Raw genomic sequence first — 25,003 nt, forward strand, 5'->3', positions numbered from 1 at the left:
TTTACTTTTGACTTTTTTCTTTTCTTGCCACTACCATCCAATCCCATGGAAACGGTTCTGCCAGCCATTTAGGCGGATTGTTGAATTCTGTTTTCCAGTTGTAATTGATTTTTTCTATGCGTTCTACTTCAAAACCTTCCAGCGTAAGCAACAGTTGAAGTTCTTCTTCCAGGTAATGTTTGGTAGGAACATTATCAATATCCGTTACACCTTGCTTAATGTTTTTTGCCAACGCATAAGCTTTCTCCACGCTTTTAATTTTTTCTTTATGATCATCATCTACATTCCAGCGATGGGCAATGATATTAGTATAAAGTTTTGATTCCAGTGAAGGAACAACGAGGATCAAATAGCCTCCGTCATGTAAACAAATGTTGAGGGATTGAAAAAAGTTGATGCGTTTTTTCAGATTGTCTGTAAGAATAGCATTGATGCAAACGGCCACGTCGCAGGGAATAACAGTGAGGTTATCGGCACTCATATCCATCCGGTGATATTCCACATTGGTATAATTTTTACAACGCTCTGCTGCAATCTCTAAGTTTTTGGCAGAAATATCAGTGGCTACCACCTGTTTGAATGCGGTGGCCAGTAAAGGAATCCATTTGCCGATAGCGCAACCCAGGTCCGTTACTGTTTTTTCTTTTGAAGCTACCTGCTCAATAGCGGTGATAATTTTTCCGCTCTTATCATTTTGAAGTACATCAAAAATTTCTTCGTTGTAGCTTGGGGCAATACGTTCCCAGTAACTTCTTTCCATGGATGGTTGATTTGTAAAGTTGATACCCGGTAAAGATATTTTATTTTGCAACTGTTGTATATTTCAGTTATCAACACAAATATAAAATGCAGGTAAAAAGAATCTTGAACATACTCTTATTCTGTTGCTGCTTTTTTGCAAAGGGCCAGCAAAGAAATACGCCATGGAAGTGGAATGAGTTTGTTATTGGCGCAGATATGAGTTATGTAAATGAACTTGAAGATGCAGGTGGTGTTTATAAGATGAATGGACGGAAAGAAGATCCGTTTACAATTATAAAATCAATCGGGGTAAATACGGTAAGAGTTCGTTTGTGGCATACGCCGGCATGGAAGAAGCAGTTGAACAGTAACGGAAAAATGTACAGTGATTTGTTTGATGTAGAAAAAACAATCCGCCGTGCAAAACAGGCTGGCATGGCTGTGAATCTTGATTTGCATTACAGCGATACCTGGGCCGATCCGGCACATCAATCGACACCGGCTGCATGGGCCTCTCTTTCGTTTGAAGCGTTAAAAGATTCTGTTTATCAGTACACCTTCTCTGTTCTTGAATATTTTAAAGCCCGTAACCTGGTGCCCGAGATGATCCAGATCGGAAATGAAACCAACAGCGGCATGCTTTGGCCCATCGGAAAAACAGAGGATGCAGCAGGATGGCAACGGTATGCCGCACTTGTTAACAGTGGTATGAAAGCGGTGAAGGATTTTTCTGCAACCACAACCATAAAACCACAAATCATTTTGCATGTGGCACAATTGCAGCACGTGGATTTTTGGCTGGAGAATTTGATTAAAAACGGAGTTGTTGATTTTGATATAATCGGACTCTCGCACTATTATCCATGGAGCAATTATACAACCATGAAAAGTATTGGCAGTAAAATTGATTCACTTCAAACAGCCTATCATAAAAAAGTGATGATTATGGAAACGGCATTCCCTTTTACCAATGCAAATGCTGATACTCATACCAATATTTTAACACTGAATAATCAACTTGAAAACAGGTATGAAGCAACTGAAAATGGTCAGGCCGCATATATTGCCGATTTATTTAAAACTGTAAAGCAGAATAAAGGTAGCGGCGTCATGTATTGGGAGCCGGCATGGATCAGTTCACCTATGAAAGATTTGTGGGGCACCGGTTCTGCCTGGGAAAATGCAGCATGGTTTGATTTTAATGGCAACCTGTTGAAAGGAATCCGCTTTTTTAAAAAGTAAGTATGAGTGCAGTAAGAATACGAAAAGCTACGATAGCTGATGCCGGAATGATTGCTGATCTCAGCCGCAGTACGTTTTATGATGCTTTTGCCAAAGACAATACAAAGGAAAACATGGATCATTTCATGAACACTGTTTTCACCAAAGAGGCATTGATGCAGCAGGTGTTGAACAATGAGGGTATTTTTTTACTGGCATATGATGGTGATGATGTCGTAGGATATGTACGCATGCGTGAAGAAAATGAAGAACAGATTATAGTAGGTGCTGATGCTATTGAAATTGCCCGCATCTATTCGGTACAAAGCGCTTTAGGAAAAGGAGTAGGCCCGGCTCTCATGCAGGCTTGTATCGATATAGCAGTTGAACTGAAGAAATCAGTTATATGGTTGGGGGTTTGGGAAAAGAACCCGAGGGCCATTGCCTTTTATCAAAAGTGGGGTTTTGAAAAATTTGGCGAACATATATTCCCCATTGGTAACGATCCTCAAACGGATTGGCTCATGAAAAAAGCGCTGACATAGCCAGCGCTTTTTATAAAGATCATTCATGGGATTACTGAACCAGTGTAATGGTGCCGATATTGGTAACTACACCATTCGTAACGTTTACATTGGCGATTGTTGTGTCTTTGTAATTGTTTTTACCGTCAATGGCAATTTTGTAAGTACCTGCCTGCACACCTTTCATTAAAAACATACCTGTGGTTGTTTCAGGTTTGGCACTGGCAACTGTATCGTTGGTATTGCTGATGGCATAGGCCCATGCCTCAGCTGCCGCCGGTAAAACAATGCCTTTGATAGCGCCCCCGGTAGCTTCTGTAAAAGTTCTGATAACCGGTTTCAAAATATATTTACCACTGTTGCCTGCTTTTACCACAGAACGGCCGGCATCAAAATCAATCCAGAGTCTGTAAGTAATACCTTCCGTTAATTCAACATTTACGTTAAACTTCAAGCCTGATTGCTGGGCAGAAGGGGTTGTTAACGCATACACATTTGTTCCTTCTTTTACACTGTTATTGGCACCCAGTTCCATCCGTATTTGTGAAACTTTTCCCGCCGGTAATTCAATCGAACCCAGTAATACATCCAAACCATTTCTAAAGTCGAGCAGGTTATACACGCCGGGAGTAATCGGTAATTCTTTCCAGTTTTCTCCTCCGTTGCTTACATTGATTAAAACTTTTTGAATATCAATGTTTACTTCACTGTAATTGGCAGGATCATCCGTGAGGTAAACTTCCAGTTTAGCCTGTTTATTTTTGTTGCAGGCATTCATTCCAAAAAGCATCAGCATGGCAATAGCCGCAAAGAATATCTTTTTCATAACTCAATAAGTTTGATGATCTGTTTTCAAGAAACATGCCAAAGTTAACCATTCACATGGTCGTAAATGAGGTAAAACCGATGGTCTCATTCCTTTTTTAATACCAGTTTCTGGTTTTCATCTTTCCGGATAAGTTCAAACTCTTTTGCAGTGGAATTATAAAGAGCAGGAGGGATGATGTGTTTTGTTAAAACCAGTCGGGAAGATAAGGTTAAGGTCATCTCCGCTTCATTTATTTTGAGTTTACGTTCATAATCCACAAACTCTTTGCTGAAACGGGCATCTGCCGGCATTGATTCCGGTTTAAAATTCCCGGGAAGATAAAAAACAGTTGAATCCGTCTTGGTGTATGGAAAGTCAAAGAGATAATCAGTGGTGCGGGTTTCGGCGGGTTTGATTTCTTCATCATTCAGTTTATAAGGCCGTCCGGGTAAAAAGTATTTGCTTCCGGTTTTAAAATCATAGTACTGGGAATAAGCGAGGGACATTTCAATATTATGACCATCGGCTGAATCGTTCAGTATTTTTACTTCCAGGTCATCAGGTGTTTTAAACTGCAGCTGTTGCACAAGGAATTTTTTAATGTCATCCTTTGATTTGCCTGATACCAGGTAAAAGAAAGGTGTCCAGAACTCTCCGGATACGAAAATCCTGCTTCTGCTAACAGCACTTCCGTCTTCATAAAGTGTTATGGAAGTGTGGGATTTCCATTGATTATTTTCAGCCCTGCTTTTAGGAGTATTTACTAAGATACCGCCATTTTCGGTGATTAGTAATGCATTTCTGTTTTCTGTAAATGCGCCGAGTATTCCCGGTGCATTATCTTTTGAGGTACATTCCAGCCACATTGTATCTTTTGCCATGGGTACACAAACAATAATATGGTTGGAACGATTGGTAACAAATCCCGGGTCAAATGGAATATTATCCGGTCCGGCATAAATACTGGCAGTATACGCTTTTATACCTACTGCAAGTAACAGATGCTTCATGTAATTTGAAAGTGCTTTACAATCGCCGTATTTTTTTGTTTCAACAAACGATACAGGAAATGGTTTCAAGCCGCCAATACCGTACGCAATGTTTACATATCTTGTTTCATTCTGCAGGTATTTATAAAGAATACTGATTTTTTCACGTTCAGTTTTTGCATCTTTTACGAGCGTTTTAATAAAGTTTATCCTCTCCGGACTGAAAGGATTTGCATCAGTGTAAAAAGGGTAACGCCACATGCCGAATTCTTTCCAGCTTTTAGTTGTTCCCGGTTTGTCATCATAGCTGAATTGAAGGGGCGACAGGTCAATTCTTGGTAATAATCTGCTGCCATAAGAATTTTCTTCTGATTTTAAAACCGCCTGATTGTTAACTTCCCACATGTAAGTAATGCTTTCAGCTTCTTTAATTATGGATGGAGTTATTGCTATGTTGTAAGCTTTATAATTAATGGGGTTTTTTTCATTGGTTTTTACAACAAACCGGCTTTTTACAATTGATTCCTGGCTATTACCAAAATACCAACTGGGCAAACTGATATAACCACTAAGGTTGGTTGTATAATCGTATTCGATGGTAAATGGAAGTGGAGGAGTTGGTATTTCCAGAATGTAAACTTTGTCGTCTGAAGCAAGTGTCATATCACTGTAAATACCTTCCAGCTTAAAGTCCTTCTTTTTGTAACGTGCAATTTCAATTCCTTCGTCATTGTATACTTTTACACCAGCCTCATCTAATTTTTGAAATTTATTAACCCCCACCTGAATCACTGTGTGGCGTAAGCCTTTTTTTGTTAAGACTGTTACAATGGTATGCTCTCTAATACTAAGTTCAGAGGCAGAGCGTATATTAATGATCATCTCTTCCATCTGGTAAACTGCTGCTGCATCTTTTTTCAAGCTGTCCGGTAACAGTTTTGAAGAATAAACAGGCTGCTGCCCCTTGGCAAAAGCTGTGAGGAGTAATAAAAGGCCAAAGAAATGTTTCATCAGGGTCTTGCTTTTTTCTTAAATACAATCTGCTCATTTAATGTTTCCAGCAGGGCTGCATAAAATGCTTTAAAGTCAAGGTACTCATCAGCAAAATACATGGGCCTGTTTATCTGTAATACCACACGGAAAGAAATGGTGTTGCCGCTGAGTTGACAAAACCGTTGCAGGATAATACTGGAGTCAGGCATAATCATTTTAATATTCTTAGGGAGCTCTTCCGGTACTAATGATTCATGAAATGCGATGTTGCCGGTAAGTACTTTATATTGGTTGTAACCAAACTCAACCGTTGAAATACGTTCTTCAGAAAGAAAAGGGTTTTCGCTCAGTTCACTCAGGAAATTAAGATTGTACAGCATATACTCACCGCTCCTGGTTAACTCACCTTTGTAATTGGCAATACATTCCAGTCCTAAGGAATCGTGATCTTTATTCTTGATATCAACAGAGTCAAACGTAAAGTCTTTATGTAGCGAAGTGTAAAAACGATCTTTAAAAACATCCGTGCCTTTCTCCAGGTGTTTCAACCGCTCAATTTTTGCATATTCTGAGGCGTAGGTTTTTGCTACACCTGTAACATTACCATCGCCATTGATTTCGGTTTGTAATACTGTTGTGAGTTTATGTTTATTCGTAATATCACCTATACGGTAAATCTGCGGCAATCTTTTATCTACTACAAAACCGTTTGAAAACTGAACATCCCAGGGCGTTAAAAAGAATGGATTCTGTTTATTGGAAGCATCCATGATAAAGTTTCCCTTTTCCGTAGGAACATAGGCATACACATTATCAAACTGATCCCGGAAGGGAAAGGATACATTTATTTTTCCATGTGGTCTTGTACTTACAAGAATAGGATAAGCCTCAATACCGGCATCACGCAACAGGTTTACGAGCAGCAGGTTGATGTCTGCACTATTGCCTTCTTTTGACTCCAATGCCTGTTTAACTCCTTTTTTACACCAATAATTATTAGTGCCGCTCCATGCAACGGTACGTTGTACAAATTTGTAAATGTGATTGATTTTATCCAGCGGATTTGTAAGCGTTTTCAGTTCTGCTTCCAATGGAAGATTTTTCAAAACATTTTTCTTGAGTTGAAGTCCAAAGTCCTCATCATCCAGCAACATATCAGCAAATCCTTTCCAACTGGCACTGGGTAAGGGTTGTCCCGCATAACCGCTTAACTGAAACTCCACACGCTGATAATAATCGTTTACAGAACCCATGAATGGCTCTTTCTTCAACGATGGGATATTCCGCATTTCAAAAATTTTACGGCGCATACCACTGGTGCCTGACTCAGTGTTCTCTTCTACCTGCATGCGACGTATAAGTCGGTAATTAAAACCAAGCACAGTAGGTATGCCTGCATCATATTTACTGTAACGTACCGGTATGCTTTGTTGAAAGGTCCATCCGTCCAGTTCCAATATATCTTTTTTCACAACGGTATAACGGTATTCAAATACACAGCCGGGTTTTACCTGTGGCAATGTAAATACCAACTCATCAAAAGATTCATTGATTTTTTGACGGTAAATGGCATTTTTTTCCAATTCAAATTTTTCAACATTACCGGCAGCGTCCAGGTTGTAAGTATAGCCTGAAATTTTAATGATATTAATGTGGTTTCCTTTTGCATAAAAAGGAATTTTGATATTAGCCCGGTCCAGGCCTTTTTCATTATATACTTTAATGCGGTTCCATACCAGCCGTTCGTTGGTGAAGTTGTTCATGTTTACATAATAATTTACTTCACCGTAATCATACAGGCATTCAGCAGGTGCATCTTTTTCGTAAGGACATTCTTTGCTTTCCAGGTCAGCTTTATCAATTTTTCCGAAGACAGGGGCCTTTTGTGCAAAAGAAAAGATAGCTGTAAGCAGCAGGAGGGTGGTGATTAAGGGTTTCATGTGTAGTGTTTTACCGTCTCAAATTACCAATTGGCTGCAATTGAACAAATTTTTGTTTAATAAAAAATCCCCCGTTCTTAAGCGGAGGATTTTTTTATAGAAAACTGTTTTGGTTAAAACTGTTCCAATCCACTGAAAAAGAAGCTTCCTTCAATTTTAGCGTTCTCATCACTGTCACTTCCATGTACTGCGTTTTCACCAACAGAAGTAGCATATAATTTACGGATGGTTCCTTCGTCTGCTTTTGCAGGATCAGTTGCGCCGATTACTTTACGGAAATCAGCAACGGCATTATCTTTTTCAAGAATGGCCGCAATGATTACACCACTGCTCATAAATTCAACTAACTCCCCGTAGAAAGGACGTTCTTTATGCACTGCATAAAACTCACCGGCTTTTTCTTTGGTTAACAGTGTTTGTTTTAAAGCCACAACTCTGAAACCGGCTTTGATAATGTGGTCTAAAATAGCCCCTGCATGTCCATTCCTCATCGCATCGGGCTTAATCATGGTAAACGTACGATTGCTCATTGTTATAATTTTTTTGCGCCGCAAAGGTAAGGAGCTCAGGGCAGCTTTCCAGTTGTTCTGAAGGCAATTTGTGGAAGTAAGGAATAGCTGCAGCACATGCTATGTACAACAGCAATAGTATAACTGAAGTCCTGAAGCGTATTTCCCCTACATTTGCAACCGCTCATGCAATCTGTAGATCAATTATATCCATTACTTGATACACCCCGCAAAGTGGTGATTACCATGCATCAGAAACCTGACCCTGATGCCATGGGCTCTGCACTGGGTCTGTATCATTTTCTCACCCAGTTAGGACATGCCGTACAGGTAATTTCGCCTACCAACTGGGCTGCTTTTCTTGACTGGATGCCCGGCAGCCGCACCGTACTGGACTATGAAAAGTTTAAAGACAAAAGTGAAGAAAGCCTGCGGCAGGCAGAGTGGATTTTTTGTCTTGACTTTAATACGCTCAGCCGTACCAAACGGATGGCGCCATCGCTGCAGCAATCTACAGCCGTTAAAATTTTAATTGATCATCACCGGGAGCCGGAAGTAACTGCTTTTGCTTATGGTGTGAGCGATATTTCCAAAAGCTCTACCTGTGAAATGGTGTATGATTTTATAAAAGGCAGCGGCCGTATGGATCTGCTCAATCTTTCCATGATGCAATGTTTGTATGCAGGTGTTATGGGTGATACGGGTTCGTTCCGTTTTTCTTCAGCCAGTGCAACGGTACATGAAATGGTGGCTGAGTTTAAACACCGGGGTTTAGAGCACACTATTGTACATGAGCAGGTATATGATAATTTCCTGGAGAACCGTTTCCGCTTTATAGGGCATGTATTGTTACACCGCATGGAGATTAACTACGAGCTCAATACGGCACTCATCTGGGTAACGAAACAGGATTTGCTTAAATACGATATTAAAACAGGCGATACAGAAGGTCTTGTGAATTATCCGTTAGGCATTCAGGGTATAAAACTGGCCGCCTTGGTGATTGACCGGGATGAAAAAAGAAAATGGAGCTTCCGAAGTAAAGGTGGCTTTGATTGCAATACATTTGCCCGTCAGCATTTTAACGGTGGCGGACATTTTAATGCCGCCGGTGGTGAAAGTGATGACAGCCTGGATCAAAACCTGGAACAATTTAAAAGCATTATTAAAGAATATAAATCCGAACTGTCTTCCTATTAATTAACAGCCGGGTTCAATAACTAAACCAATTTTTAAATACAAAGAACAAATGAAACATTCAATTCAATCTTTTCTTTTTCTGTCTGTAGCAGTGTTGCTGGTATCCTGCAGCGGGGGCAGCTTTCAGAAAACCAAAAGCGGTCTCATGTACAAAATCATTGCCGATGGAAAAGGAGCTGCTTTAAAGCCCGGCAACTATGTAAAATTTCATGTTGTGGTTAAGCAGAAAGACTCTGTTACTTACAATTCATTCGGAAAAATCCCGGCCTTTACCATGGTTGACAGTGTAGGTCGTCCTTATGATATTTCTGAGATTCTGCCTAAGATGAAAGAAGGTGATAGTGCAGTGGTAATTCAATTGGCTGATAGTATTGCCAAGCAGCAAATGGGACAAATGCCTCCCGGTTTGAAGAAAGGTGATAAGATCACCATCTCTTTCCGTATCGTAAAAGTGATGACTGATTTAAGTGTTGCACAGGCAGATTTTCAAAAGGAAATGGATGATATGAAGGCCCGTGAAATCAAAGACCTCGAGTCTTACATCAAATCAAAAAACATCAATGCTATTAAAACAGATAAAGGTGTTTTTGTTGAAATCATCAATCCCGGTACAGGTGCCAAACCTGATAGCGGTAAGCAGGTTTCAGTAATGTATACCGGTACCAACCTGGAAGGAAAGAAATTTGATTCTAACGTAGATACAGCGTTCAAACATCCTGAACCATTGAAGTTTGTAATTGGCCAGATGGGGATGATTCCCGGTTTTGAAGAGGCAGTAAAGCAATTGTTGAAAGGCGGTAAAGCAAAAGCCTATATTCCATCAATGATGGGTTATGGTATGCAGGGTTCACCACCCATGATCAAACCTTATGAAACATTAGTGTTTGAAATGGAGCTGGTTGATGTTACAGATGCTCCCAAGCAAACAGCTCCTATACTTCCTCCTGCAACAGGCGGCGGACAAAATCAATAAGCATATTTGAAATTATAAATAAAAAGCGGTTCATAACGAACCGCTTTTTATTTTTTATACACTGCTGTTACTAATTGTATTGCTTCCATAGCTTCTTTTACATCATGTACTCTCAAAACCGAAGCGCCATTTTGCAGGGCGATGGTGTTTAATACAGTAGTTCCGTTTAAAGCATCATCGGCTGTTGTGCCCAGCGTTTTGTAAATGGTTGATTTGCGGCTGAGGCCTACTAATACAGCTTGTTTCAATATTTGAAATGCTTCCAACTCCCGCAATAATTGAAAATTGTGGGCAATGGTTTTACCAAAACCAAAGCCGGGGTCAATCAGTACATCGCTGAAACCTGCAGCCCGGCATTGTTCTGTTTTTTTGATGAAATAATCCAGTACTTCTCTTGTTACATTTTCATAAACCGGGTTTTGCTGCATCGTATCCGGTGTGCCCTGCATATGCATAGCAATATATGGCACTTGCAGCCGGGCTATGGTTGATAACATAGCTGCATCCATTTCACCGGCGCTGATATCATTCACCATGTCGGCACCTGCTTCTACAGCTTCACGGGCAACATCAGAATGGTACGTATCAACAGATACAAAACATTCAGGGAAATTTTTCTTAACGAGTTGAACGGCCGGCACCACACGCTCTGCTTCTTCTGCTACAGTTAACCTGGTGCTGCCGGGCCTGGTGCTTTGTCCGCCCATATCAAGAATGGTGGCGCCTTCCTGCAACATTTGTTCTGCTTTGGCAAGAATCGTATCGTTGGTTGATGTGCGGCTGCCACTATAAAACGAATCAGGCGTAATATTGAGGATACCCATAACAATGGGTTGTTCTATCACCAGTAAACGACCTTTACAATTGAGTGTGTACATTAACTGCTTTCTGTTATTTTTGGAGGCGCAACAAAGATAGAAGAACCATCCTGTTTAAACAGCAATATGAATACCAACGAGCAATACAAAGAAGTGATTGAAGCCTGTAAAAGTATTTTCTTAAGTAAGGCGGCAGACTACGGCACTTCGTGGAGGGTGTACAGAACCATTTCTGTAGTAGATCAGATTTACATCAAAGCCAAACGCATCCGTACCATCCAGGAAAAACAAGAGCAGAAGATAGGCGACAGTATTACTTCAGAATTCAAAGGTATTTTGAATTATGCAGTGATTGGTTTGATACAACTGGAACTGGGTGATGATGATGGTGAAGATGTGCCGGTGGATCAGTTACAGCAATTGTACAGTAAGCATATTGAAACTGCTTTTCACCTGATGCTGGATAAAAATCATGATTATGGTGAAGCCTGGCGGGAAATGCACCAGGAAACTTTTGCTGATATGATCCTGGCAAGACTGGCCCGCATTCGCCAGATCTTAAAGAACGATGGCAAAACCATTATGAGTGAAGGAATTGATGCCAACTTTTACGATATCATCAACTATAGCGTATTCGCTTTAATTCTTATTGGTGAAGGAATGCATGTGGGGTGAAGACAAATAGGAAGTAAGAAGTACGAGGTGCGAAGTAGGAAGTAGGAAGTAGGAAGTTTGAGGTTTGAGGTAAGAAGTATTTACTACTATCGCTCTGAACTGCTTAAAAGCCCGAAGGGCTTACAATTGAATAACTACACCACACAAGTAAACTACCAACTCTGAAAGGGTTGAAGATTGTTTCGGGTTAATAGTGGTGTTAAATCTTGTTATATGAAATCTTTACTCCTGATCACCCGCTGGATTGTTGGACTGCTGTTCATCTTCTCCGGATTGGTAAAAGCCAATGATCCTCTTGGATTGAGTTATAAAATGCAGGAGTTTTTTGAAGCCTGGGGCTGGATTGGCCTGCATGATTATACATTGGCGATGAGTGTACTCATGAACGCTTTTGAAATTGTTGCAGGTGTGGCAGTAATTGTTGGTTGGCGTATGAAGTTATTCAGCTGGTTGCTGTTGTCGCTTATTTTATTCTTCACCTTTTTAACGGGGTATGCGGCATTGGCTAAAAATGAAAACGGAGAATTGATTTTCCGTTCCTGTGGTTGCTTTGGAGATTGCATACCGCTGAGTCCTGATCAGTCTTTTCTTAAGGATATTATTTTGCTGGTGTTAATCCTGTTCATTTTCAGGAACAGGAATCAAATTCAACCCATGTTCAGCAGACCCATCATCAATGCAATTTTAGTATTTGATGCAGCAGTCGTTGCATTATTGCTGCAATGGTTTACGTTAAAGTATTTGCCGGTGGTTGATTGCCTGCCGTTCAAAAAAGGAAGTAACCTGATTATTCAACGGCAAATGCCGCCGGATGCTGTGCCGGATAAATTTGATTACAAATTTGTATATGAAAAGAATGGTGAAGCAAAGGAGTTTCCTTTAACTGCTTTGCCCGATAGTACCTGGACGTTTAAAGAACGCAAGCAGGTTTTGTTGGAGAAGGGGAAGAACAATGAACCGAAGATCAAAGACTTCAACCTTACAACGATTGAAGGTGCTGATATTACTGATTCTGTATTGAATCAAAAGGGTACTTATTATTTACTCATCATACGAACTCCGGATGGGTTAAGTCCAAAAGATGAATGGATGAAACAGGCGTCTGCATTAGCGGCTTCGCAAAAAGTATTCATCATTACATCTCAATACGAAGCAGTAATGGATTTATTAAAGGACGATCCAGTGCTGGGTAAAATTCCTGTTTTGGTTTGTGATGTGGTAGCGTTAAAAACCGCAGCACGTGCCGTTCCTACATTGTATAAAATGAATGGACCTTTTGTGGAAGGTAAATGGAGTGGTGCCGGTTTTGGACGTATTCAATAAATCAACATGATTAACTATCTCCTCCGCAAATTATTTTATGGGCTGCTGGTACTGGCGGGAGTAGTTACATTGGTATTCTGGATGTTCCAGGGGTTTGGAGATCCGGCACGCATGGTGATGGGGCAAACAGGCGACAGTGCCACCATTGCCAATATTAAAAAAGAATTATACCTCGATCAACCCAAGTTGAAACAGTTTGTATTGTATGTAAATGATGTATCGCCCATCGCCGTTCATAGCAAAGAAGAGATTGATAAAAAAGAATTGAATGGTTTGTTCATTGGTGGCGAAACCAATCTTGTATTTAAAGTTCCTTATCTCCGAAAAAGTTATCTCACCAAAAAAGAAGTATGGGATGTGTTGATGGAAGCATTACCCGGCACAATTATGCTGGCATTGGCAGCTATGTTTATTGCAACGGTGCTTGGAATTACATTAGGTGTGATTGCTGCCGTAAAAAAAGACAGTTGGTTAGATACTTCATCAGTCTTCACCAGTATTCTTGGTATTTCAGCGCCTTCTTTTTTTATGGGCATTTTAATTGCTTATCTGTTCGGTTTTGTGTTGAGTCATTATACAGGGCTGAACATGACCGGCAGTTGGTTTGATATTGATGTGCAAACCGGTGAAAAGAAATTAACGCTTCAAAATTTAATTCTTCCTGCCATAACATTGGGTATTCGTCCCTTAGCCATTATTACGCAGCTTACAAGGAGTGCCATGCTGGATGTACTTAACCAGGATTTTATACGCACTGCTTATGCAAAGGGCTTGAGCAAACGAACGGTGATCTGGAAGCATGCTTTGCGTAATGCACTCAACCCGGTGATTACTGCTGTTACAGGCTGGTTTGCAGAACTGTTGGCCGGAGCATTTTTTGTGGAATACATTTTCGGCTGGAGGGGTATTGGAAAAGTTACGGTAGATGCATTGGAAAAATTAGATTACCCCGTCGTGATGGGGAGTGTATTATTAAGTGCTTTCATTTTTGTATTGATTAATATTCTGGCTGATGTGCTCTATGGTGTCGTAGATCCGAGAGTGAGAGTGAAATAAAAGTACGAGGTATGAAGTAAGAAGTATGTCCCGTCTGACGCCCACGTCTGACGGATAAACAAAAAACTCAAATCCAACTATATGCGATTGCTTATTTTACTTTCCATCATTAGTGTTGCTGTTTCCTGCAAACAAAAAGCAACATCTCCTTCAGTTACTGATTATTTTAATTATGGTGATTCCGGTGTTCAATCAGCAGGTGTGCGGATGATTCCCATTAAAACACCGGTTGGTGAATTTAAAGTGTGGACCAAACGTTTTGGTTCCAATCCAAAGATCAAAGTATTGCTCCTGCATGGCGGCCCGGCTATGACACATGAGTACATGGAATGTTTTGAAACCTTTTTTCAGCGGGAAGGCTTTGAATTTTATGAATATGATCAGCTCGGTTCTTACTACAGTGATCAACCCAAAGACAGCAGCCTCTGGACCACCGAACGGTTTGTTGAAGAAGTAGAGCAGGTACGGCAGGCGATAGGTGCAGATAGTGCTAACTTTTTTATACTGGGTAATTCCTGGGGAGGCCTCCTGGCAATGGAGTATGCATTAAAGTATCAAAAGCATTTGAAAGGTTTGATTGTAGCAAATATGGTAGCAAGTGCTACGGAATATGGCAAGTATGCTGAAGAGGTATTGTCAAAACAAATGAAACCCGAAGTGCTTGCAGAAATAAGAGCCATTGAAGCAAAAAAGGATTTCAGCAATCCGAGATATATGGAATTGCTCCTTCCCAACTTTTACAAGGAACATTTATGCCGGCTGGAAGAATGGCCGGATGGTTTTAACAGAACTATGAAACATGTGAACAGTGAAATTTATGTGATGATGCAGGGGCCCAGTGAATTTGGAGTATCAGGAAGGCTTGCAAATTGGGATATTAAAAACCGTTTGAAAGAAATTGCGGTGCCTACACTTATGATCGGTGCTAAACATGATACCATGGACCCCAAAGCAATGGAAGAGCAAAGCAAACTGGTACAAAAGGGGCATTATCTCTATTGCCCCAACGGAAGTCACCTGGCAATGTGGGATGATCAGGAAGTGTTTATGAGCGGTGTGATAAAGTTTATAAAAGATGTGGATGCAGCTGCCTTCTGACAGAATGGATTAAAGCAAAAAAAGCGGTCTTACGGGGCCGCTTTTTTGTTACTAAAAAACACCAACAAAGGGAAAATTTTGGTTTTACATCCATTTACTCAGGTAGTCGTTAAACTCACTGCGTACTTCTTTAATTACTTTTTCAAAACTGTCGAAGTCTTCTTTTACTCCGGCATGTTCACTTACAAGTTCGCTATGTATGTGCCCGGCATGTGCCCAGGCATCTTCTGCCGTTTTGTGGTCGTGCTCCCGAATGCTGTGGCGTAATTCGTCAATGTTGTTTCGCTGTACGATGAACTGGTTCTGAAAATGCTCGGCTCCTGCCATGGCATCCATGCCTGTATTTTTACTGATTATTTCTGCAAGACGCTTTTCGAGGATGTCCAGTTCTTTGTCGTAAAAGTCAATGGCCTGCAACCATTCGTGATGCTCGGTTCCGCAGGTGGCAGCTGTTACAAAGCTCATGGGATTTATTGTTTAGGGTGTGATTGATTTTGATTACGTTTCAAAGTTGTTCAATCACCTCCACTTAAACGATGACGGTAATCAGAAAAAAAGATGAGAGAATTCAGTGATGAATTTGTAATTGCCCAAGGTGAAAGTTGTAGTTGCTGTTGGGAATTTGCAAAGCGTGGGACCACCGGGCTGCCGTTACTTAATAATGACTTCCTTAACCGCATGTTCATTGAATAATTCATTGATGCGGTTGCGTATTTTTTCACGTTGGTAAATGAGTTCCTGTTTGAGAGGTGCTACAGAAGTAGTGATGATGAGCTGTCCTTCTATCAACTTGATGTCATCCGTATAGTTGGCAATGGTTTTGCCCATCAGTTCAGCCCAAACATCTTTTATTTCCAGTGCACGAACCCTGTTCTTAAGTTTGCTTTTTTCCAGAAACTGCTGCATGGCTTCCTGTATGGAGTATTCGCTCATGAGGCAAAGATAGGAGGGAAGAGGGAAGAAGAAGTAGGAAGTAGGAGGTATGAAGTACCATGGTTTGAACTGCTATATAATTAAATAACCATGAACAATGAACTATGTACCCAAAAACACAAACTATAAACTGTAAACCTGCACTTCTCTTCCCAATTCTTCAAACACATTCCTCACCCGTTCTTCATTGGGGTCTGTAATAAACACCTGTGCCTTTCGGCTGCACACATAGTCCAGCAGATTGTGCATGCGTTGGGTATCTAATTTTTCAAAAACGTCATCGAGTAAGAGTAAAGGATAAAAACCTTTTTGTTCATTGATGGTTTCTGCCTCAGCTAGTTTTAAACTGAAGAGTAAGCTTTTACGCTGGCCTTGTGAAGCGGTTGATTTAAAAGGTTCTTCATATAATTTTAAAAGCAGGTCGTCTTTATGCACGCCGTAATTGGTTCGTTGCAGCAGATAATCCCTGTCGGTTGATTGCTTCAATAAAGCATGAAAGTGGGACTGGTGCAACTGGCTTTCATAACTGATGCCTACGGCTTCTTCCTTTCCGGCAATCTGCTTGTAAAATTCCAGTACTTTTTGCTGAAAGAGCGGTAGAAAGTTGTTGCGTGTTTGATAAATGTAATTTCCTGCCTGCACTAATTGCTCATCGAGTACTTCCAGCAAACTGTTGTTGCGTGTTTGAGTTTGTGCACACTGTTTGAGATACCCGTTCCGCTGCTGTAATACTTTGTTATATACAATCAGTTGCTGCAGGTAATCAGGATTGATTTGAGACAGCAGGGTGTCTAAAAATTTTCGGCGTCCTTCGCTGCCGGCGGTTATCAACCCGGCGTCATCCGGTGCAATCATCACACAGGGAAACAAACCGATATGCTGTGAGAATTTTTCATAAGGTATTTCATTGCAGGTAATTTCCTTTTTGCCATTCTCCCGAAGGATGATGCAGGTTTTAAACAGTTCCCCGTTTTTATCAAAGATACCTTCAATACGGAAGCCGGCACTGCCATGTTGTACATTATTACTGTCCACTCCCGTAAAATAACTTTTGGTAAAACAGAGATAATGAATGGCATCGAGCAGGTTGGTTTTGCCCACACCGTTAGCACCGGTAAAAGCAATGATGGGTTGTGTAAACCGCAACTGCTGATGGCTGTAGTTTTTGAATTGGGTGAGCGATATGTTTTGCAGTTGAAGCACAAGCCGCAAGATATAGAAGCCCCCTCAGTCCCCCAAAGGGGGAATTTTGCAGAGCACAGCCCTTGCTTGATTGAAAGGTTGATGAAAGCGAGCACTAATAAAATGTGTTGATAAAAGATTTATAGATGATGTGGTAGTTCAATTGTTTGGATGATAGATGAAGCACCGCCTCCTCTCCATTTGGAGAGGCCAGCCCGAAAGATTCATTCTGGCGGGGAGAGGGAATGTGAGGTGAATTGCTGCCATGAAAAACTGAACCCTGAAATGTGCGACGCAAGGGACGATGCCATCAGCATTCCAGCCCGTAACAAAACCCTGCCTTTCTTGCTCATTTTCATCAGAAAATGAGTGTTCTAACCCAAAATCAACAATCTGAAATCGCCAATTCAAAATTGCCTCTGCCCCCTTATCTTTGCCACTCCAAAAATGAAACTGAACGTGGCCACTAAATTCACAAAAGAAACTTACCTGTACTGGTACGAGCTCATGCTCTTACTGCGTCGTTTTGAAGAAAAAGCCGGTCAATTGTACGGCATGCAGAAAATCCGTGGTTTTTGTCATCTCTACATAGGCCAGGAAGCGATTGCTGCCGGCTGTATGACCGCTACCCGTGGCGAGGATAAATTTATTACAGCCTATCGCTGTCACGCTTTAGGTATTGCAAAAGGTATTACTCCCAAAGCAGCGATGGCTGAACTGTTTGGTAAGGCCACCGGTTGTGCCAAAGGAAAGGGTGGTAGTATGCACTTCTTTGGTGTGGATGTAGGATTTTTTGGTGGTCATGGTATTGTGGGTGCACAAATTGGTACAGGTGCAGGCCTGGCTTTTGCTGAAAAGTACAAGGGCACCGATAATGTTTGTTTAACCTTTTTTGGCGATGGTGCTGCCCGTCAGGGGATGCTGCACGAAACATTTAACCTGGCGATGCTGTGGAAGTTGCCGGTGATTTTTATTTGTGAGAACAACAACTATGCAATGGGTACATCCGTTGAGCGTACCAGCAACGTAGTTGATATTTATAAACTGGCGGATGCGTATGATATGCCGGCAGACAGTATTGACGGTATGGATCCTGAAGCGGTGCATGAAAGTGTGATTCGTGGTGTAAACCGTGCCCGCAAAGGAGAAGGACCTACGTTGATTGAAATCAAAACCTATCGTTACAAAGGACACTCTATGAGTGATCCGCAGAAATACCGCAGCAAGGAAGAAGTGGAAGAATACAAGCAGCGTGATCCCATTGAAACATCCAGAGAAAAGCTGTTGAATGTATTTGGTGTGAGCGAAACTGAAATTGAAGCCATCAATGAGCGTGTACGTGTGGAAGTGGAAGAATGTGTGAAGTTTGCTGAAGAAAGCCCATGGCCGGCTGATGATGAACTGCTCAAGGATGTGTATGTAGATCAGAACTATCCTTTTATTGTTGATTAATACAATTCCTACTTAAATTCTTATATCAATAACAATGTCTGAAACAAAGAAAACAACGGCGCAGGAATTAAATGAAGTGCAGGCCGTGAAACAAGCAAAAGATTTCTGGGGTAAATATTCTAAACCCGTAACCTATATCGGCGGATTGATTATCCTGGTGGCAGGTGGCTGGTTAGCTTATAAAAATTTTGTAGTAGCTCCCAAAGCCAAAAAGGCAAATGAAGCCATTAGCATGGCGCAACTTCATTTTGCAAAAGACTCATTGGACCTGGCGCTGAATGGTGATGCTGCTAATGCCGGTTTTTTGAAAGTGATTAAAAATTACAGCGGTACAGATGCCGCCAACCTGGCTCACTACTATGCCGGCGCCATCTACCTGCGTAAAGATGATTTTAAAAATGCCATCAAGTATTTGAAAGATTTTTCTACAGATGCTACACAGATTCAGAGTGCGGCCTGGCGTATGCTGGGTGATGCCCTGATGGGCGATGGTAAAAAAGAAGAAGCAGCTTCTTATTACGAAAAAGCAGGTAAGCTCAATGAAAAGGATGAAGTAAGTTCTTCAGAAAATCTTTTCCGTGCTGCCATGGCTTATGAAGTGCTGGGCAAAAACGAAAAGGCAGCAGATATGCTTAAAATTATTAAGGAAAAATATCCCCGTACTGAAAAAGGATTTGTTGTAGATCGCTACCTGGCACGCTTGGGGGTGATTACTAATGAATAATTCAACCTGTATTTAAATTTCAACCTTGTCATCAAAAATGAATAACTATATGAAACCTTTAGCACTCGCTTTCATCAGTATTTTTTTCTCGGTTGCCTGTCTGGCGCAGTTTGAATCTGCCAAGCAGGTGTTTGAATCACCCAAAATGAAAGAGGTGGTTGCAACACATAAGACCGTTGCAATTTTACCTTACAAGGCAACAATTTCTTACAAACGTTTGCCAAAGAATTTTGATGCGGAAGCAAACAAAAGAGAAGAACAGAATTTATCAACAGCAATGCAGTCGGGTATGTACACTTACCTGTTGCGCAAGTCAAAAGATTTTAGTGTAAGCTTCCAGGATGTTGACAGGACGAATGCGTTACTGAAGCAGAACGGTATTTATGATAACCTTGATGCGATTACGCAGGATTCCATTGCAAAAATTCTGGGTGTTGATGCCGTTATCAAGTGTACTTACAATTATGAAAAAACAGGAAGCGAGGGCGGTGCCATTGCCAAAACAATTTTGTTAGGAGCAGGTACCGGTAAAGTAGCATCCGGGCAATTAACCATGCAGATTTATAATGGTGGCGACGGCGAACTTTTATGGCGTTTTTACAAAGAAATGAATGAAGATGTTTTAAGTTCTGCTAACCAGGTGATGGAGCGGATGATGCGTAAAGTGGGCCGTAACTTCCCTTACGAAAAATAATATATGGCTACAACAGGTAACAGTAACTTATTAAGTTTTGATACAGGCACTCATGATTTTTCGGGTGCCTGTGTTGTTTTGGTGAAAACGGAATGGAATGCACGCATTATTGATGCGCTTGAAAAAGGTTGTGTGAAAGTGCTGGAGCAATATGGGGTGAAAAAAATTATTCCTGTAACAGTTCCCGGCGCAGTGGAAATTCCTTTTGCTGTGAAAGCCTACTATGAAGGTTCTCTGTTTAATCGTGCTGATGCATTTATTACACTTGGTTGTGTTATCCGTGGAGACACTCCTCATTTTGATTATGTGTGCCAGAGTGTAACACAGGGTGTAACGCAGCTTAACCTCAGTTTGCATGTGCCCGTAATATTTGGAGTACTTACGGTTGAAAATGAACAGCAGGCAAATGAACGCCTGGGCGGCAAACATGGTCACAAAGGCGAAGAAGCGGCACTTACTGCTTTAAAGATGATAGCCCTGAATAAAAAATTAAGGTAACTTGAGAATATACTGTTCATGAATGTACAATTGTTTATACCGTGTTTTGTGGATCAGTTGTATCCGCAAACAGCTTTCAATATGGTGAAAGTGCTGGAGAAGTTGGGCTGTACAGTGAACTATAATGCCAATCAAACCTGCTGCGGCCAACCGGCATTTAATGCAGGCTTTCAAAATGAGTGTAAAGATGTGGCATCAAAGTTTCTCAAAGATTTCAGCGGAACAGATTATGTGGTAGCACCCAGCGCCAGTTGTGCCGGCTTTGTAAGAAACTATTACGGGAAACTGTTTGACAACTCATCTGTTCATAATGATGTAAAAGATTTGCAGAAACGTTTGTTTGAATTCAGTGAGTTTGTAACAGAGGTGTTGCAGGTAGATGAAGTAAAAGGTGCATCCCTGCACGGGAAAGCTACTTATCATGATAGCTGTGCCGCTTTGCGGGAATGTAAAATCAAACAGGCGCCCAGAACTTTATTGGAACATGTTGAAGGATTGGAATTGGTAGAGATGAATGATGTGGAAACCTGTTGTGGTTTTGGTGGTACGTTTGCTGTAAAGTTTGAACCGATTTCCATTGCCATGGCTGATCAAAAAGTAAACAATGCTTTGGCTACCGGCGCACAGTATATTATTTCAACAGACTTGAGTTGCCTGATGCATTTGGAAGGATACATCAAACAAAAAGGTCACAACTTAAGAACCTTGCATATTGCTGATGTACTGGCGAATGGATGGTAGAAGAAATGGATAAATTCTTAATGGATAATTGATTATTTGCAGCACAACAATTATACATTTTCAATTTTACAATTATCAATTTATTATATGGCTCATTGGTTAATCAAATCCGAACCTTTTAAATACAGCTGGGATCAGTTTGTAAAGGATAAACAAACTTTTTGGGATGGCGTGCGCAACTATGCGGCCCGTAATAATCTCAAAGCAATGAAGAAAGGCGATGAATTGTTTTTCTATCACAGCAATGAAGGATTGGAAATTGTAGGCGTTTGCAAAGTGGTGAAGGAATGGTACCAGGATCCCACTACGGATGAAGATGCATGGGTGGTGGTAGATGTAAAACCGGTGCGTAAATTAAAAAAGCCTGTTACGCTGGCACAGATGAAAGCAGATAAACGGCTTGCCAATATGGATTTACTCCGCCTCGGCAGACTGAGTGTTGGTAAAATAACAGATGAAGAATGGAAGGTGGTGCTGGAATTGGCCGGTGAGTGCTGAGAGGCTGTTGAAAAACATAGGCTAAGAGGTAAAGGAGAAAAGGAGAGAAGGAGGTAATCTGTTTGACGCCCTTCTTGACCAGTAATATAAAGCTGTTTTGCATGAATAAGTTGTTTGTATTCTTAACTGTTCTTTTTTTATCTTCTTGTCATACAACGTCTGATACAATAACGGTTGCAGAAATAATTGAATTTGATAAAAAGTATGGAAGTAATTTGATTTTACTGTGTGATAGTGTTCAAGCTCATTTAAACTTAAAAACATCCTATCTCTTTGAGTTTAGACCTAAATCTCAAGATGTTTATTTTAGTAGAATTGATTCTTTGGGAAATGGGGGAGGATATTTTGAACCCGGTTTCCTGATAAATCAACATCATAGAAAGCTTTTGGATGAGACTATCATTCACCACATAGTTTTTAATCGAAAAAACAAATATGCTTTTATGAAAACATTTCTTCTAAAAACGGGGGACAAAGCTGTTTGTATTGAAGTCCTGCCATCAAATTCTATAAAGATGCCTTCAAATTCCACTTCAATTATTATTCAAAATGGAAGATGCATTTATGGAGTTTCTGACGCTTGGTAAAACGTCTGCTTTTCTCTTTTTCTCATTGGTCTCTTAGCCCATTTCTATCTCTTTAACATTTTCTTTCGGTTACCTTTTTATCACTCCGGGTATCAATTATCAAATCTTTTTACAAAGAGCTGCCGTATGAAACTGCTTCAGCAGTTGATCATTTGCACCATATAAAAAACTGCAAACAGGTTTCTGCTTCTGCATGTGGTCTTTTATTTGTTCATCTTAAACTTTTTAAACAATGAAAAAACTATTCATTGCTGCTGTATTGATAGCAGCACTTGGCGGAGCTTTGTATTATTTCTTTGTAATGAAAAAACCTGAAAAAACTGTACCCCCGTTTAAAGAAACGGTGATCGGTAGCTGGAAGATGGATTCCGTTGCCGTTAGCAAAAATGATTCCGGTAATGTACTGGGGCTGATGATCCTGGCTATTGACAGTAATTACCTCAACTACACCTATGATTTTGCGGCCGATGGTTCCGTCAATAAAAAGCTCGGCGACAGCCTGGTTGAAAAACTCAGCTATCAAATCAGCAACACTGCACAATTGACGTTTATCATTTCAGATTCAACAAAAGAAGAATTTAAAAATGAAGTTGTATCCTTTGATAAAGAAAAGTTTACACTTCGTGCATCAGATAGTTCCCTGCTGTTTTTTAAACGAAAGTAATCAACAAGGGAGGTAATGGATTTCATTGTCTCCCTTATGTATTTTATTCTTTTTTGCATCCTTTTTAAAATAATTTTTATGAACCGGATGTTATTCATTGCCTTTTCGGCAACAGTGCTTTTTATTGCCTGTAACCAGGATGGTAAAACAAAATCAGAAGATATAATGATGAAAGAACCGGGAGGTGCTGCCGTTGCTGTAGCAGATACTACTGCGGTTTCGTATGAAGTGAATGAACTGATGCTTGCAGCGCCACCGCCACCAAAAGACGCTCCGGGTGATCCTGAACAAGTTCGAGAAAAACAAAAACCTCCTCTATTAGTAAACAACAAGCCCGACTGGAATAAGAAAATCATCAAAACGGCTGATATCAACATTGAAACAAAGAAGTATGCTGACTTCAGTAAAAAGATCAGCGAAGCGGCCGGTCGTTTCGGCGGTTATATCGCTGATGAACAACAAACAGAAACAGCCTATAAAATTGAAAATGTGATTACACTCAAAGTACCTGTTGATCAGTTTCAGTCAGCCGTGGATTTTTTAACAACGGGCGGAGATAAAATCAATGAAAAGAAAATTACTTCTGAAGATGTTACATCGCAGTATGTTGACACAAAATCAAGGTTGGAGGCAAAACGGGTAGCAAGACTTCGTTACCTGGAACTGTTGAAACAATCCAAAAACATGGAAGAAATACTGCAGTTGCAAAATGAAATTGACGAAATTCAGGAAGAAATTGAAAGTGCAGCAGGCAGAATCAACTATCTCTCCAATGCTGCGGCTATGAGCACCATCCATCTTACTTATTATGAAGTGTTGAATGTTTCAGCAAAAGAAGAGGAAAATCCCGGGTTCTTCCGGCAAGTTGCATCCGCTTTTGAAACAGGATGGAAAGGAGTAGGGGATGTATTGGTAGGGTTGATTTACATCTGGCCTTTGTTATTACTTGTGACCGGTGTTGTTTGGTTTTTCCAAAGGCGCAGGTTGTCAAAAAAAGTAATGGTGGTGGCTGTTAAAGAATAATTTTTATTGCAGCAGGTGAAAATATTTTTAACCTGCTGCATTTTTTTACTCAACATTTTCTTTCACTATTGATAAAAACAAATCCCTGTCAATCATTCGGGCACCCATACTTACAAGATGTTCTGTGTACACCTGGCAGTCAATCAATACCACACCTTCTTTTTGCAGTTGTAGTACATAGCTGATGAAGGCATATTTGCTGGCATTGCTTTGCCGGCTGAACATACTTTCACCAAAAAACACTTTGCCCATCCGTATGCCATAGAAACCACCGGCTAATTCATTATTATTCCATGCTTCAATGCTAACGGCAAAACCCAGGCGGTGCAGTTGTATGTAGGCATCCATAATTTCATCCGTAATCCAGGTACCTTCCTGCTCTTTTCTTGTAGCGCCGCATTGATCAATCACTTCTTCAAAAGCCCGGTTCACCGTTACTGTAAATGCATTCCGCTTCAGTAATTGTTTCATGCTTTTGCTGATGTACAATTCTTCAGGAAATAAAACACATCTCGGATGGGGACACCACCATAAAGGCGGTTCATCCTCATTAAACCAGGGAAAAATTCCATTGCGGTAGGCAAGTAATAAACGTTCCGTACTCAGATCGCCTCCAATAGCCAATAAGCCATCCTCTGTAGCATCAGTAACCGGGGGAAACCAGAGTGATTCATCTAATAAAGTAAGCGGCATGATTGGAAAATCGGATGTTGGAAATGGGAAGTGAGAAATAAAAGTTTTAACTGTGGGTGAAACTGTAAACGGAGCTGTCAAGCCGTTACTTCCACCGTTGCACCAATACCCCTGTCGGTAATTTCATCGCACATGGGTTTTAGCTTATCATAGCTGCCGTTCTTTACTGCATATTTTCCTTTGTAGTGAATTAACCAGGCACACTGTTCTGCCTGCTCCTCTGTATGTTTACATACATCCATCAGTGTTTCAATCACCCACTCAAATGTATTAACCTCATCATTCCACACAACAAGACTACAGGGCTCCTCCGTGTCAGTAAGTACCTCCGTTTCTGTTAACTCCTTTGTTTTTGTAACGTTCAGCATGATAACACAAATTTAAAGAACAAATTTTAAGCTTTGCTGTTTCCTTTGCAGCAACAGGGGCATCATTTTTGTCTAACT

General features: G+C 40.7%; 28 protein-coding genes. 17 read left to right on the plus strand and 11 right to left on the minus strand.

Annotation, left to right across the window (positions count from 1 at the left end):
* Position 1 precedes the first annotated feature (1 nt).
* Complete coding sequence (locus tag PDL71_RS09820) at positions 2-760, minus strand: class I SAM-dependent DNA methyltransferase (protein ID WP_407520458.1); 759 nt, start codon at positions 758-760, stop codon at positions 2-4.
* A gap of 104 nt (positions 761-864) precedes the next feature.
* On the opposite strand from PDL71_RS09820, the gene PDL71_RS09825 reads away from it, so the two are divergent.
* Positions 865-1,983, plus strand: coding sequence for an arabinogalactan endo-beta-1,4-galactanase (locus tag PDL71_RS09825; RefSeq protein WP_407520460.1), 1,119 nt, complete (start codon positions 865-867; stop codon positions 1,981-1,983).
* Positions 1,984-1,985: 2 nt separating this feature from the next.
* The gene (locus tag PDL71_RS09830) at positions 1,986-2,507 is read left to right on the plus strand and encodes a GNAT family N-acetyltransferase (protein WP_407520462.1); all 522 of its coding nucleotides are present in this window, start codon (positions 1,986-1,988) and stop codon (positions 2,505-2,507) included.
* Between the two features lie 31 nt (positions 2,508-2,538).
* On the opposite strand, the gene PDL71_RS09835 is transcribed toward PDL71_RS09830, so the two are convergent.
* The 4 genes from PDL71_RS09835 to PDL71_RS09850 all read right to left on the minus strand — a co-directional run bounded on the left by PDL71_RS09835 (position 2,539) and on the right by PDL71_RS09850 (position 7,746).
* A complete protein-coding gene (locus PDL71_RS09835) occupies positions 2,539-3,312 on the minus strand; it encodes a DUF4382 domain-containing protein (RefSeq protein WP_407520464.1) in 774 nt (257 codons plus the stop codon).
* Positions 3,313-3,398: 86 nt separating this feature from the next.
* Positions 3,399-5,294, minus strand: a complete 1,896-nt coding sequence (locus PDL71_RS09840) for a DUF3857 domain-containing protein (protein WP_407520466.1) — start codon at positions 5,292-5,294, stop codon at positions 3,399-3,401.
* Entirely contained in the window at positions 5,294-7,216 is a 1,923-nt protein-coding gene (locus PDL71_RS09845) for a DUF3857 domain-containing protein (RefSeq protein ID WP_407520468.1), read from the minus strand. The genes PDL71_RS09840 and PDL71_RS09845 overlap by 1 nt, the downstream gene beginning before the upstream one ends.
* Positions 7,217-7,329: 113 nt before the next feature.
* Positions 7,330-7,746, minus strand: a complete 417-nt coding sequence (locus PDL71_RS09850; protein WP_407520470.1) for a nucleoside-diphosphate kinase — start codon at positions 7,744-7,746, stop codon at positions 7,330-7,332.
* A 165-nt stretch (positions 7,747-7,911) separates the two neighbouring features.
* Between PDL71_RS09850 and PDL71_RS09855 the strand changes: the two genes are divergently transcribed.
* Together PDL71_RS09855 and PDL71_RS09860 are read left to right on the plus strand one after the other, a co-directional pair.
* Entirely contained in the window at positions 7,912-8,925 is a 1,014-nt protein-coding gene (locus PDL71_RS09855; RefSeq protein ID WP_407520472.1) for a DHH family phosphoesterase, read from the plus strand.
* A 49-nt stretch (positions 8,926-8,974) separates the two neighbouring features.
* Positions 8,975-9,898: an FKBP-type peptidyl-prolyl cis-trans isomerase gene (locus PDL71_RS09860; RefSeq protein ID WP_407520474.1), complete on the plus strand. Its 924-nt coding sequence runs from the start codon at positions 8,975-8,977 to the stop codon at positions 9,896-9,898.
* 47 nt (positions 9,899-9,945) lie between these two features.
* On the opposite strand, the gene folP is transcribed toward PDL71_RS09860, so the two are convergent.
* Positions 9,946-10,776 (minus strand): dihydropteroate synthase, encoded by an 831-nt coding sequence (gene folP, locus PDL71_RS09865; RefSeq protein WP_407520476.1) that lies wholly within the window; start codon positions 10,774-10,776, stop codon positions 9,946-9,948.
* A gap of 66 nt (positions 10,777-10,842) precedes the next feature.
* On the opposite strand from folP, the gene PDL71_RS09870 reads away from it, so the two are divergent.
* The 4 genes from PDL71_RS09870 to PDL71_RS09885 all read left to right on the plus strand — a co-directional run bounded on the left by PDL71_RS09870 (position 10,843) and on the right by PDL71_RS09885 (position 14,868).
* A complete protein-coding gene (locus tag PDL71_RS09870; RefSeq protein ID WP_407520478.1) occupies positions 10,843-11,391 on the plus strand; it encodes a DUF1599 domain-containing protein in 549 nt (182 codons plus the stop codon).
* A gap of 213 nt (positions 11,392-11,604) precedes the next feature.
* Positions 11,605-12,714, plus strand: a complete 1,110-nt coding sequence (locus PDL71_RS09875) for a BT_3928 family protein (protein ID WP_407520480.1) — start codon at positions 11,605-11,607, stop codon at positions 12,712-12,714.
* Between the two features lie 6 nt (positions 12,715-12,720).
* Entirely contained in the window at positions 12,721-13,770 is a 1,050-nt protein-coding gene (locus tag PDL71_RS09880) for an ABC transporter permease (RefSeq protein ID WP_407520482.1), read from the plus strand.
* An 81-nt stretch (positions 13,771-13,851) separates the two neighbouring features.
* A complete protein-coding gene (locus PDL71_RS09885; RefSeq protein ID WP_407520484.1) occupies positions 13,852-14,868 on the plus strand; it encodes a proline-specific peptidase family protein in 1,017 nt (338 codons plus the stop codon).
* Between the two features lie 84 nt (positions 14,869-14,952).
* Here PDL71_RS09885 and PDL71_RS09890 read toward each other — a convergent pair whose 3' ends face one another.
* The 3 genes from PDL71_RS09890 to recF all read right to left on the minus strand — a co-directional run bounded on the left by PDL71_RS09890 (position 14,953) and on the right by recF (position 17,004).
* Positions 14,953-15,333 carry a hypothetical protein gene (locus PDL71_RS09890; RefSeq protein WP_407520486.1) on the minus strand — a complete coding sequence of 127 codons (381 nt, stop codon included), beginning with the start codon at positions 15,331-15,333 and terminating at the stop codon, positions 14,953-14,955.
* A 186-nt stretch (positions 15,334-15,519) separates the two neighbouring features.
* Positions 15,520-15,801 (minus strand): DUF721 domain-containing protein, encoded by a 282-nt coding sequence (locus PDL71_RS09895; protein WP_407520488.1) that lies wholly within the window; start codon positions 15,799-15,801, stop codon positions 15,520-15,522.
* Positions 15,802-15,924: 123 nt separating this feature from the next.
* The gene (gene recF, locus PDL71_RS09900) at positions 15,925-17,004 is read right to left on the minus strand and encodes a DNA replication/repair protein RecF (protein WP_407520490.1); all 1,080 of its coding nucleotides are present in this window, start codon (positions 17,002-17,004) and stop codon (positions 15,925-15,927) included.
* Positions 17,005-17,442: 438 nt separating this feature from the next.
* On the opposite strand from recF, the gene pdhA reads away from it, so the two are divergent.
* The 9 genes from pdhA (at position 17,443) to PDL71_RS09945 (ending at position 23,864) form a co-directional block, all read left to right on the plus strand.
* Positions 17,443-18,435 carry a pyruvate dehydrogenase (acetyl-transferring) E1 component subunit alpha gene (pdhA, locus tag PDL71_RS09905; RefSeq protein WP_407520492.1) on the plus strand — a complete coding sequence of 331 codons (993 nt, stop codon included), beginning with the start codon at positions 17,443-17,445 and terminating at the stop codon, positions 18,433-18,435.
* Between the two features lie 34 nt (positions 18,436-18,469).
* Positions 18,470-19,159 carry a tetratricopeptide repeat protein gene (locus tag PDL71_RS09910; protein ID WP_407520494.1) on the plus strand — a complete coding sequence of 230 codons (690 nt, stop codon included), beginning with the start codon at positions 18,470-18,472 and terminating at the stop codon, positions 19,157-19,159.
* Positions 19,160-19,208: 49 nt separating this feature from the next.
* Positions 19,209-19,853 carry a hypothetical protein gene (locus PDL71_RS09915; protein ID WP_407520496.1) on the plus strand — a complete coding sequence of 215 codons (645 nt, stop codon included), beginning with the start codon at positions 19,209-19,211 and terminating at the stop codon, positions 19,851-19,853.
* Positions 19,854-19,856: 3 nt separating this feature from the next.
* A complete protein-coding gene (ribH, locus tag PDL71_RS09920; RefSeq protein ID WP_407520498.1) occupies positions 19,857-20,351 on the plus strand; it encodes a 6,7-dimethyl-8-ribityllumazine synthase in 495 nt (164 codons plus the stop codon).
* A gap of 18 nt (positions 20,352-20,369) precedes the next feature.
* The gene (locus PDL71_RS09925; RefSeq protein ID WP_407520500.1) at positions 20,370-21,092 is read left to right on the plus strand and encodes a (Fe-S)-binding protein; all 723 of its coding nucleotides are present in this window, start codon (positions 20,370-20,372) and stop codon (positions 21,090-21,092) included.
* 87 nt (positions 21,093-21,179) lie between these two features.
* The gene (locus PDL71_RS09930) at positions 21,180-21,590 is read left to right on the plus strand and encodes an EVE domain-containing protein (RefSeq protein WP_407520502.1); all 411 of its coding nucleotides are present in this window, start codon (positions 21,180-21,182) and stop codon (positions 21,588-21,590) included.
* Positions 21,591-21,691: 101 nt separating this feature from the next.
* On the plus strand, positions 21,692-22,177 hold the full coding sequence (locus tag PDL71_RS09935; RefSeq protein WP_407520504.1) for a hypothetical protein: 486 nt from the start codon (positions 21,692-21,694) through the stop codon (positions 22,175-22,177).
* 232 nt (positions 22,178-22,409) lie between these two features.
* Positions 22,410-22,841, plus strand: a complete 432-nt coding sequence (locus PDL71_RS09940; protein WP_407520506.1) for a hypothetical protein — start codon at positions 22,410-22,412, stop codon at positions 22,839-22,841.
* Positions 22,842-22,919: 78 nt separating this feature from the next.
* Positions 22,920-23,864, plus strand: a complete 945-nt coding sequence (locus PDL71_RS09945; RefSeq protein WP_407520508.1) for a DUF4349 domain-containing protein — start codon at positions 22,920-22,922, stop codon at positions 23,862-23,864.
* A 45-nt stretch (positions 23,865-23,909) separates the two neighbouring features.
* Here PDL71_RS09945 and aat read toward each other — a convergent pair whose 3' ends face one another.
* Together aat and PDL71_RS09955 are read right to left on the minus strand one after the other, a co-directional pair.
* The gene (gene aat / locus PDL71_RS09950) at positions 23,910-24,557 is read right to left on the minus strand and encodes a leucyl/phenylalanyl-tRNA--protein transferase (protein WP_407520510.1); all 648 of its coding nucleotides are present in this window, start codon (positions 24,555-24,557) and stop codon (positions 23,910-23,912) included.
* 77 nt (positions 24,558-24,634) lie between these two features.
* Positions 24,635-24,925: an ATP-dependent Clp protease adaptor ClpS gene (locus PDL71_RS09955; RefSeq protein ID WP_407520512.1), complete on the minus strand. Its 291-nt coding sequence runs from the start codon at positions 24,923-24,925 to the stop codon at positions 24,635-24,637.
* Positions 24,926-25,003: the final 78 nt, after the last annotated feature.

This window comes from Lacibacter sp. MH-610 (assembly GCF_045780045.1).
Taxonomy (GTDB): domain Bacteria; phylum Bacteroidota; class Bacteroidia; order Chitinophagales; family Chitinophagaceae; genus Lacibacter.

What these genes read in the sequence shown, in the direction of transcription:
- PDL71_RS09820 (WP_407520458.1), bottom strand. Translation starts at nt 760, where the DNA reads ATGGAAAGAAGTTACTGGGAACGTATTGCCCCAAGCTACAACGAAGAA.
- PDL71_RS09830 (WP_407520462.1), top strand. Translation starts at nt 1,986, where the DNA reads ATGAGTGCAGTAAGAATACGAAAAGCTACGATAGCTGATGCCGGAATG.
- PDL71_RS09835 (WP_407520464.1), bottom strand. Translation starts at nt 3,312, where the DNA reads ATGAAAAAGATATTCTTTGCGGCTATTGCCATGCTGATGCTTTTTGGA.
- PDL71_RS09840 (WP_407520466.1), bottom strand. Translation starts at nt 5,294, where the DNA reads ATGAAACATTTCTTTGGCCTTTTATTACTCCTCACAGCTTTTGCCAAG.
- PDL71_RS09845 (WP_407520468.1), bottom strand. Translation starts at nt 7,216, where the DNA reads ATGAAACCCTTAATCACCACCCTCCTGCTGCTTACAGCTATCTTTTCT.
- PDL71_RS09850 (WP_407520470.1), bottom strand. Translation starts at nt 7,746, where the DNA reads ATGAGCAATCGTACGTTTACCATGATTAAGCCCGATGCGATGAGGAAT.
- PDL71_RS09855 (WP_407520472.1), top strand. Translation starts at nt 7,912, where the DNA reads ATGCAATCTGTAGATCAATTATATCCATTACTTGATACACCCCGCAAA.
- PDL71_RS09860 (WP_407520474.1), top strand. Translation starts at nt 8,975, where the DNA reads ATGAAACATTCAATTCAATCTTTTCTTTTTCTGTCTGTAGCAGTGTTG.
- folP (WP_407520476.1), bottom strand. Translation starts at nt 10,776, where the DNA reads ATGTACACACTCAATTGTAAAGGTCGTTTACTGGTGATAGAACAACCC.
- PDL71_RS09870 (WP_407520478.1), top strand. Translation starts at nt 10,843, where the DNA reads ATGAATACCAACGAGCAATACAAAGAAGTGATTGAAGCCTGTAAAAGT.
- PDL71_RS09875 (WP_407520480.1), top strand. Translation starts at nt 11,605, where the DNA reads ATGAAATCTTTACTCCTGATCACCCGCTGGATTGTTGGACTGCTGTTC.
- PDL71_RS09880 (WP_407520482.1), top strand. Translation starts at nt 12,721, where the DNA reads ATGATTAACTATCTCCTCCGCAAATTATTTTATGGGCTGCTGGTACTG.
- PDL71_RS09885 (WP_407520484.1), top strand. Translation starts at nt 13,852, where the DNA reads ATGCGATTGCTTATTTTACTTTCCATCATTAGTGTTGCTGTTTCCTGC.
- PDL71_RS09890 (WP_407520486.1), bottom strand. Translation starts at nt 15,333, where the DNA reads ATGAGCTTTGTAACAGCTGCCACCTGCGGAACCGAGCATCACGAATGG.
- PDL71_RS09895 (WP_407520488.1), bottom strand. Translation starts at nt 15,801, where the DNA reads ATGAGCGAATACTCCATACAGGAAGCCATGCAGCAGTTTCTGGAAAAA.
- PDL71_RS09910 (WP_407520494.1), top strand. Translation starts at nt 18,470, where the DNA reads ATGTCTGAAACAAAGAAAACAACGGCGCAGGAATTAAATGAAGTGCAG.
- PDL71_RS09915 (WP_407520496.1), top strand. Translation starts at nt 19,209, where the DNA reads ATGAAACCTTTAGCACTCGCTTTCATCAGTATTTTTTTCTCGGTTGCC.
- ribH (WP_407520498.1), top strand. Translation starts at nt 19,857, where the DNA reads ATGGCTACAACAGGTAACAGTAACTTATTAAGTTTTGATACAGGCACT.
- PDL71_RS09925 (WP_407520500.1), top strand. Translation starts at nt 20,370, where the DNA reads ATGAATGTACAATTGTTTATACCGTGTTTTGTGGATCAGTTGTATCCG.
- PDL71_RS09930 (WP_407520502.1), top strand. Translation starts at nt 21,180, where the DNA reads ATGGCTCATTGGTTAATCAAATCCGAACCTTTTAAATACAGCTGGGAT.
- PDL71_RS09935 (WP_407520504.1), top strand. Translation starts at nt 21,692, where the DNA reads ATGAATAAGTTGTTTGTATTCTTAACTGTTCTTTTTTTATCTTCTTGT.
- PDL71_RS09940 (WP_407520506.1), top strand. Translation starts at nt 22,410, where the DNA reads ATGAAAAAACTATTCATTGCTGCTGTATTGATAGCAGCACTTGGCGGA.
- PDL71_RS09945 (WP_407520508.1), top strand. Translation starts at nt 22,920, where the DNA reads ATGAACCGGATGTTATTCATTGCCTTTTCGGCAACAGTGCTTTTTATT.
- aat (WP_407520510.1), bottom strand. Translation starts at nt 24,557, where the DNA reads ATGCCGCTTACTTTATTAGATGAATCACTCTGGTTTCCCCCGGTTACT.
- PDL71_RS09955 (WP_407520512.1), bottom strand. Translation starts at nt 24,925, where the DNA reads ATGCTGAACGTTACAAAAACAAAGGAGTTAACAGAAACGGAGGTACTT.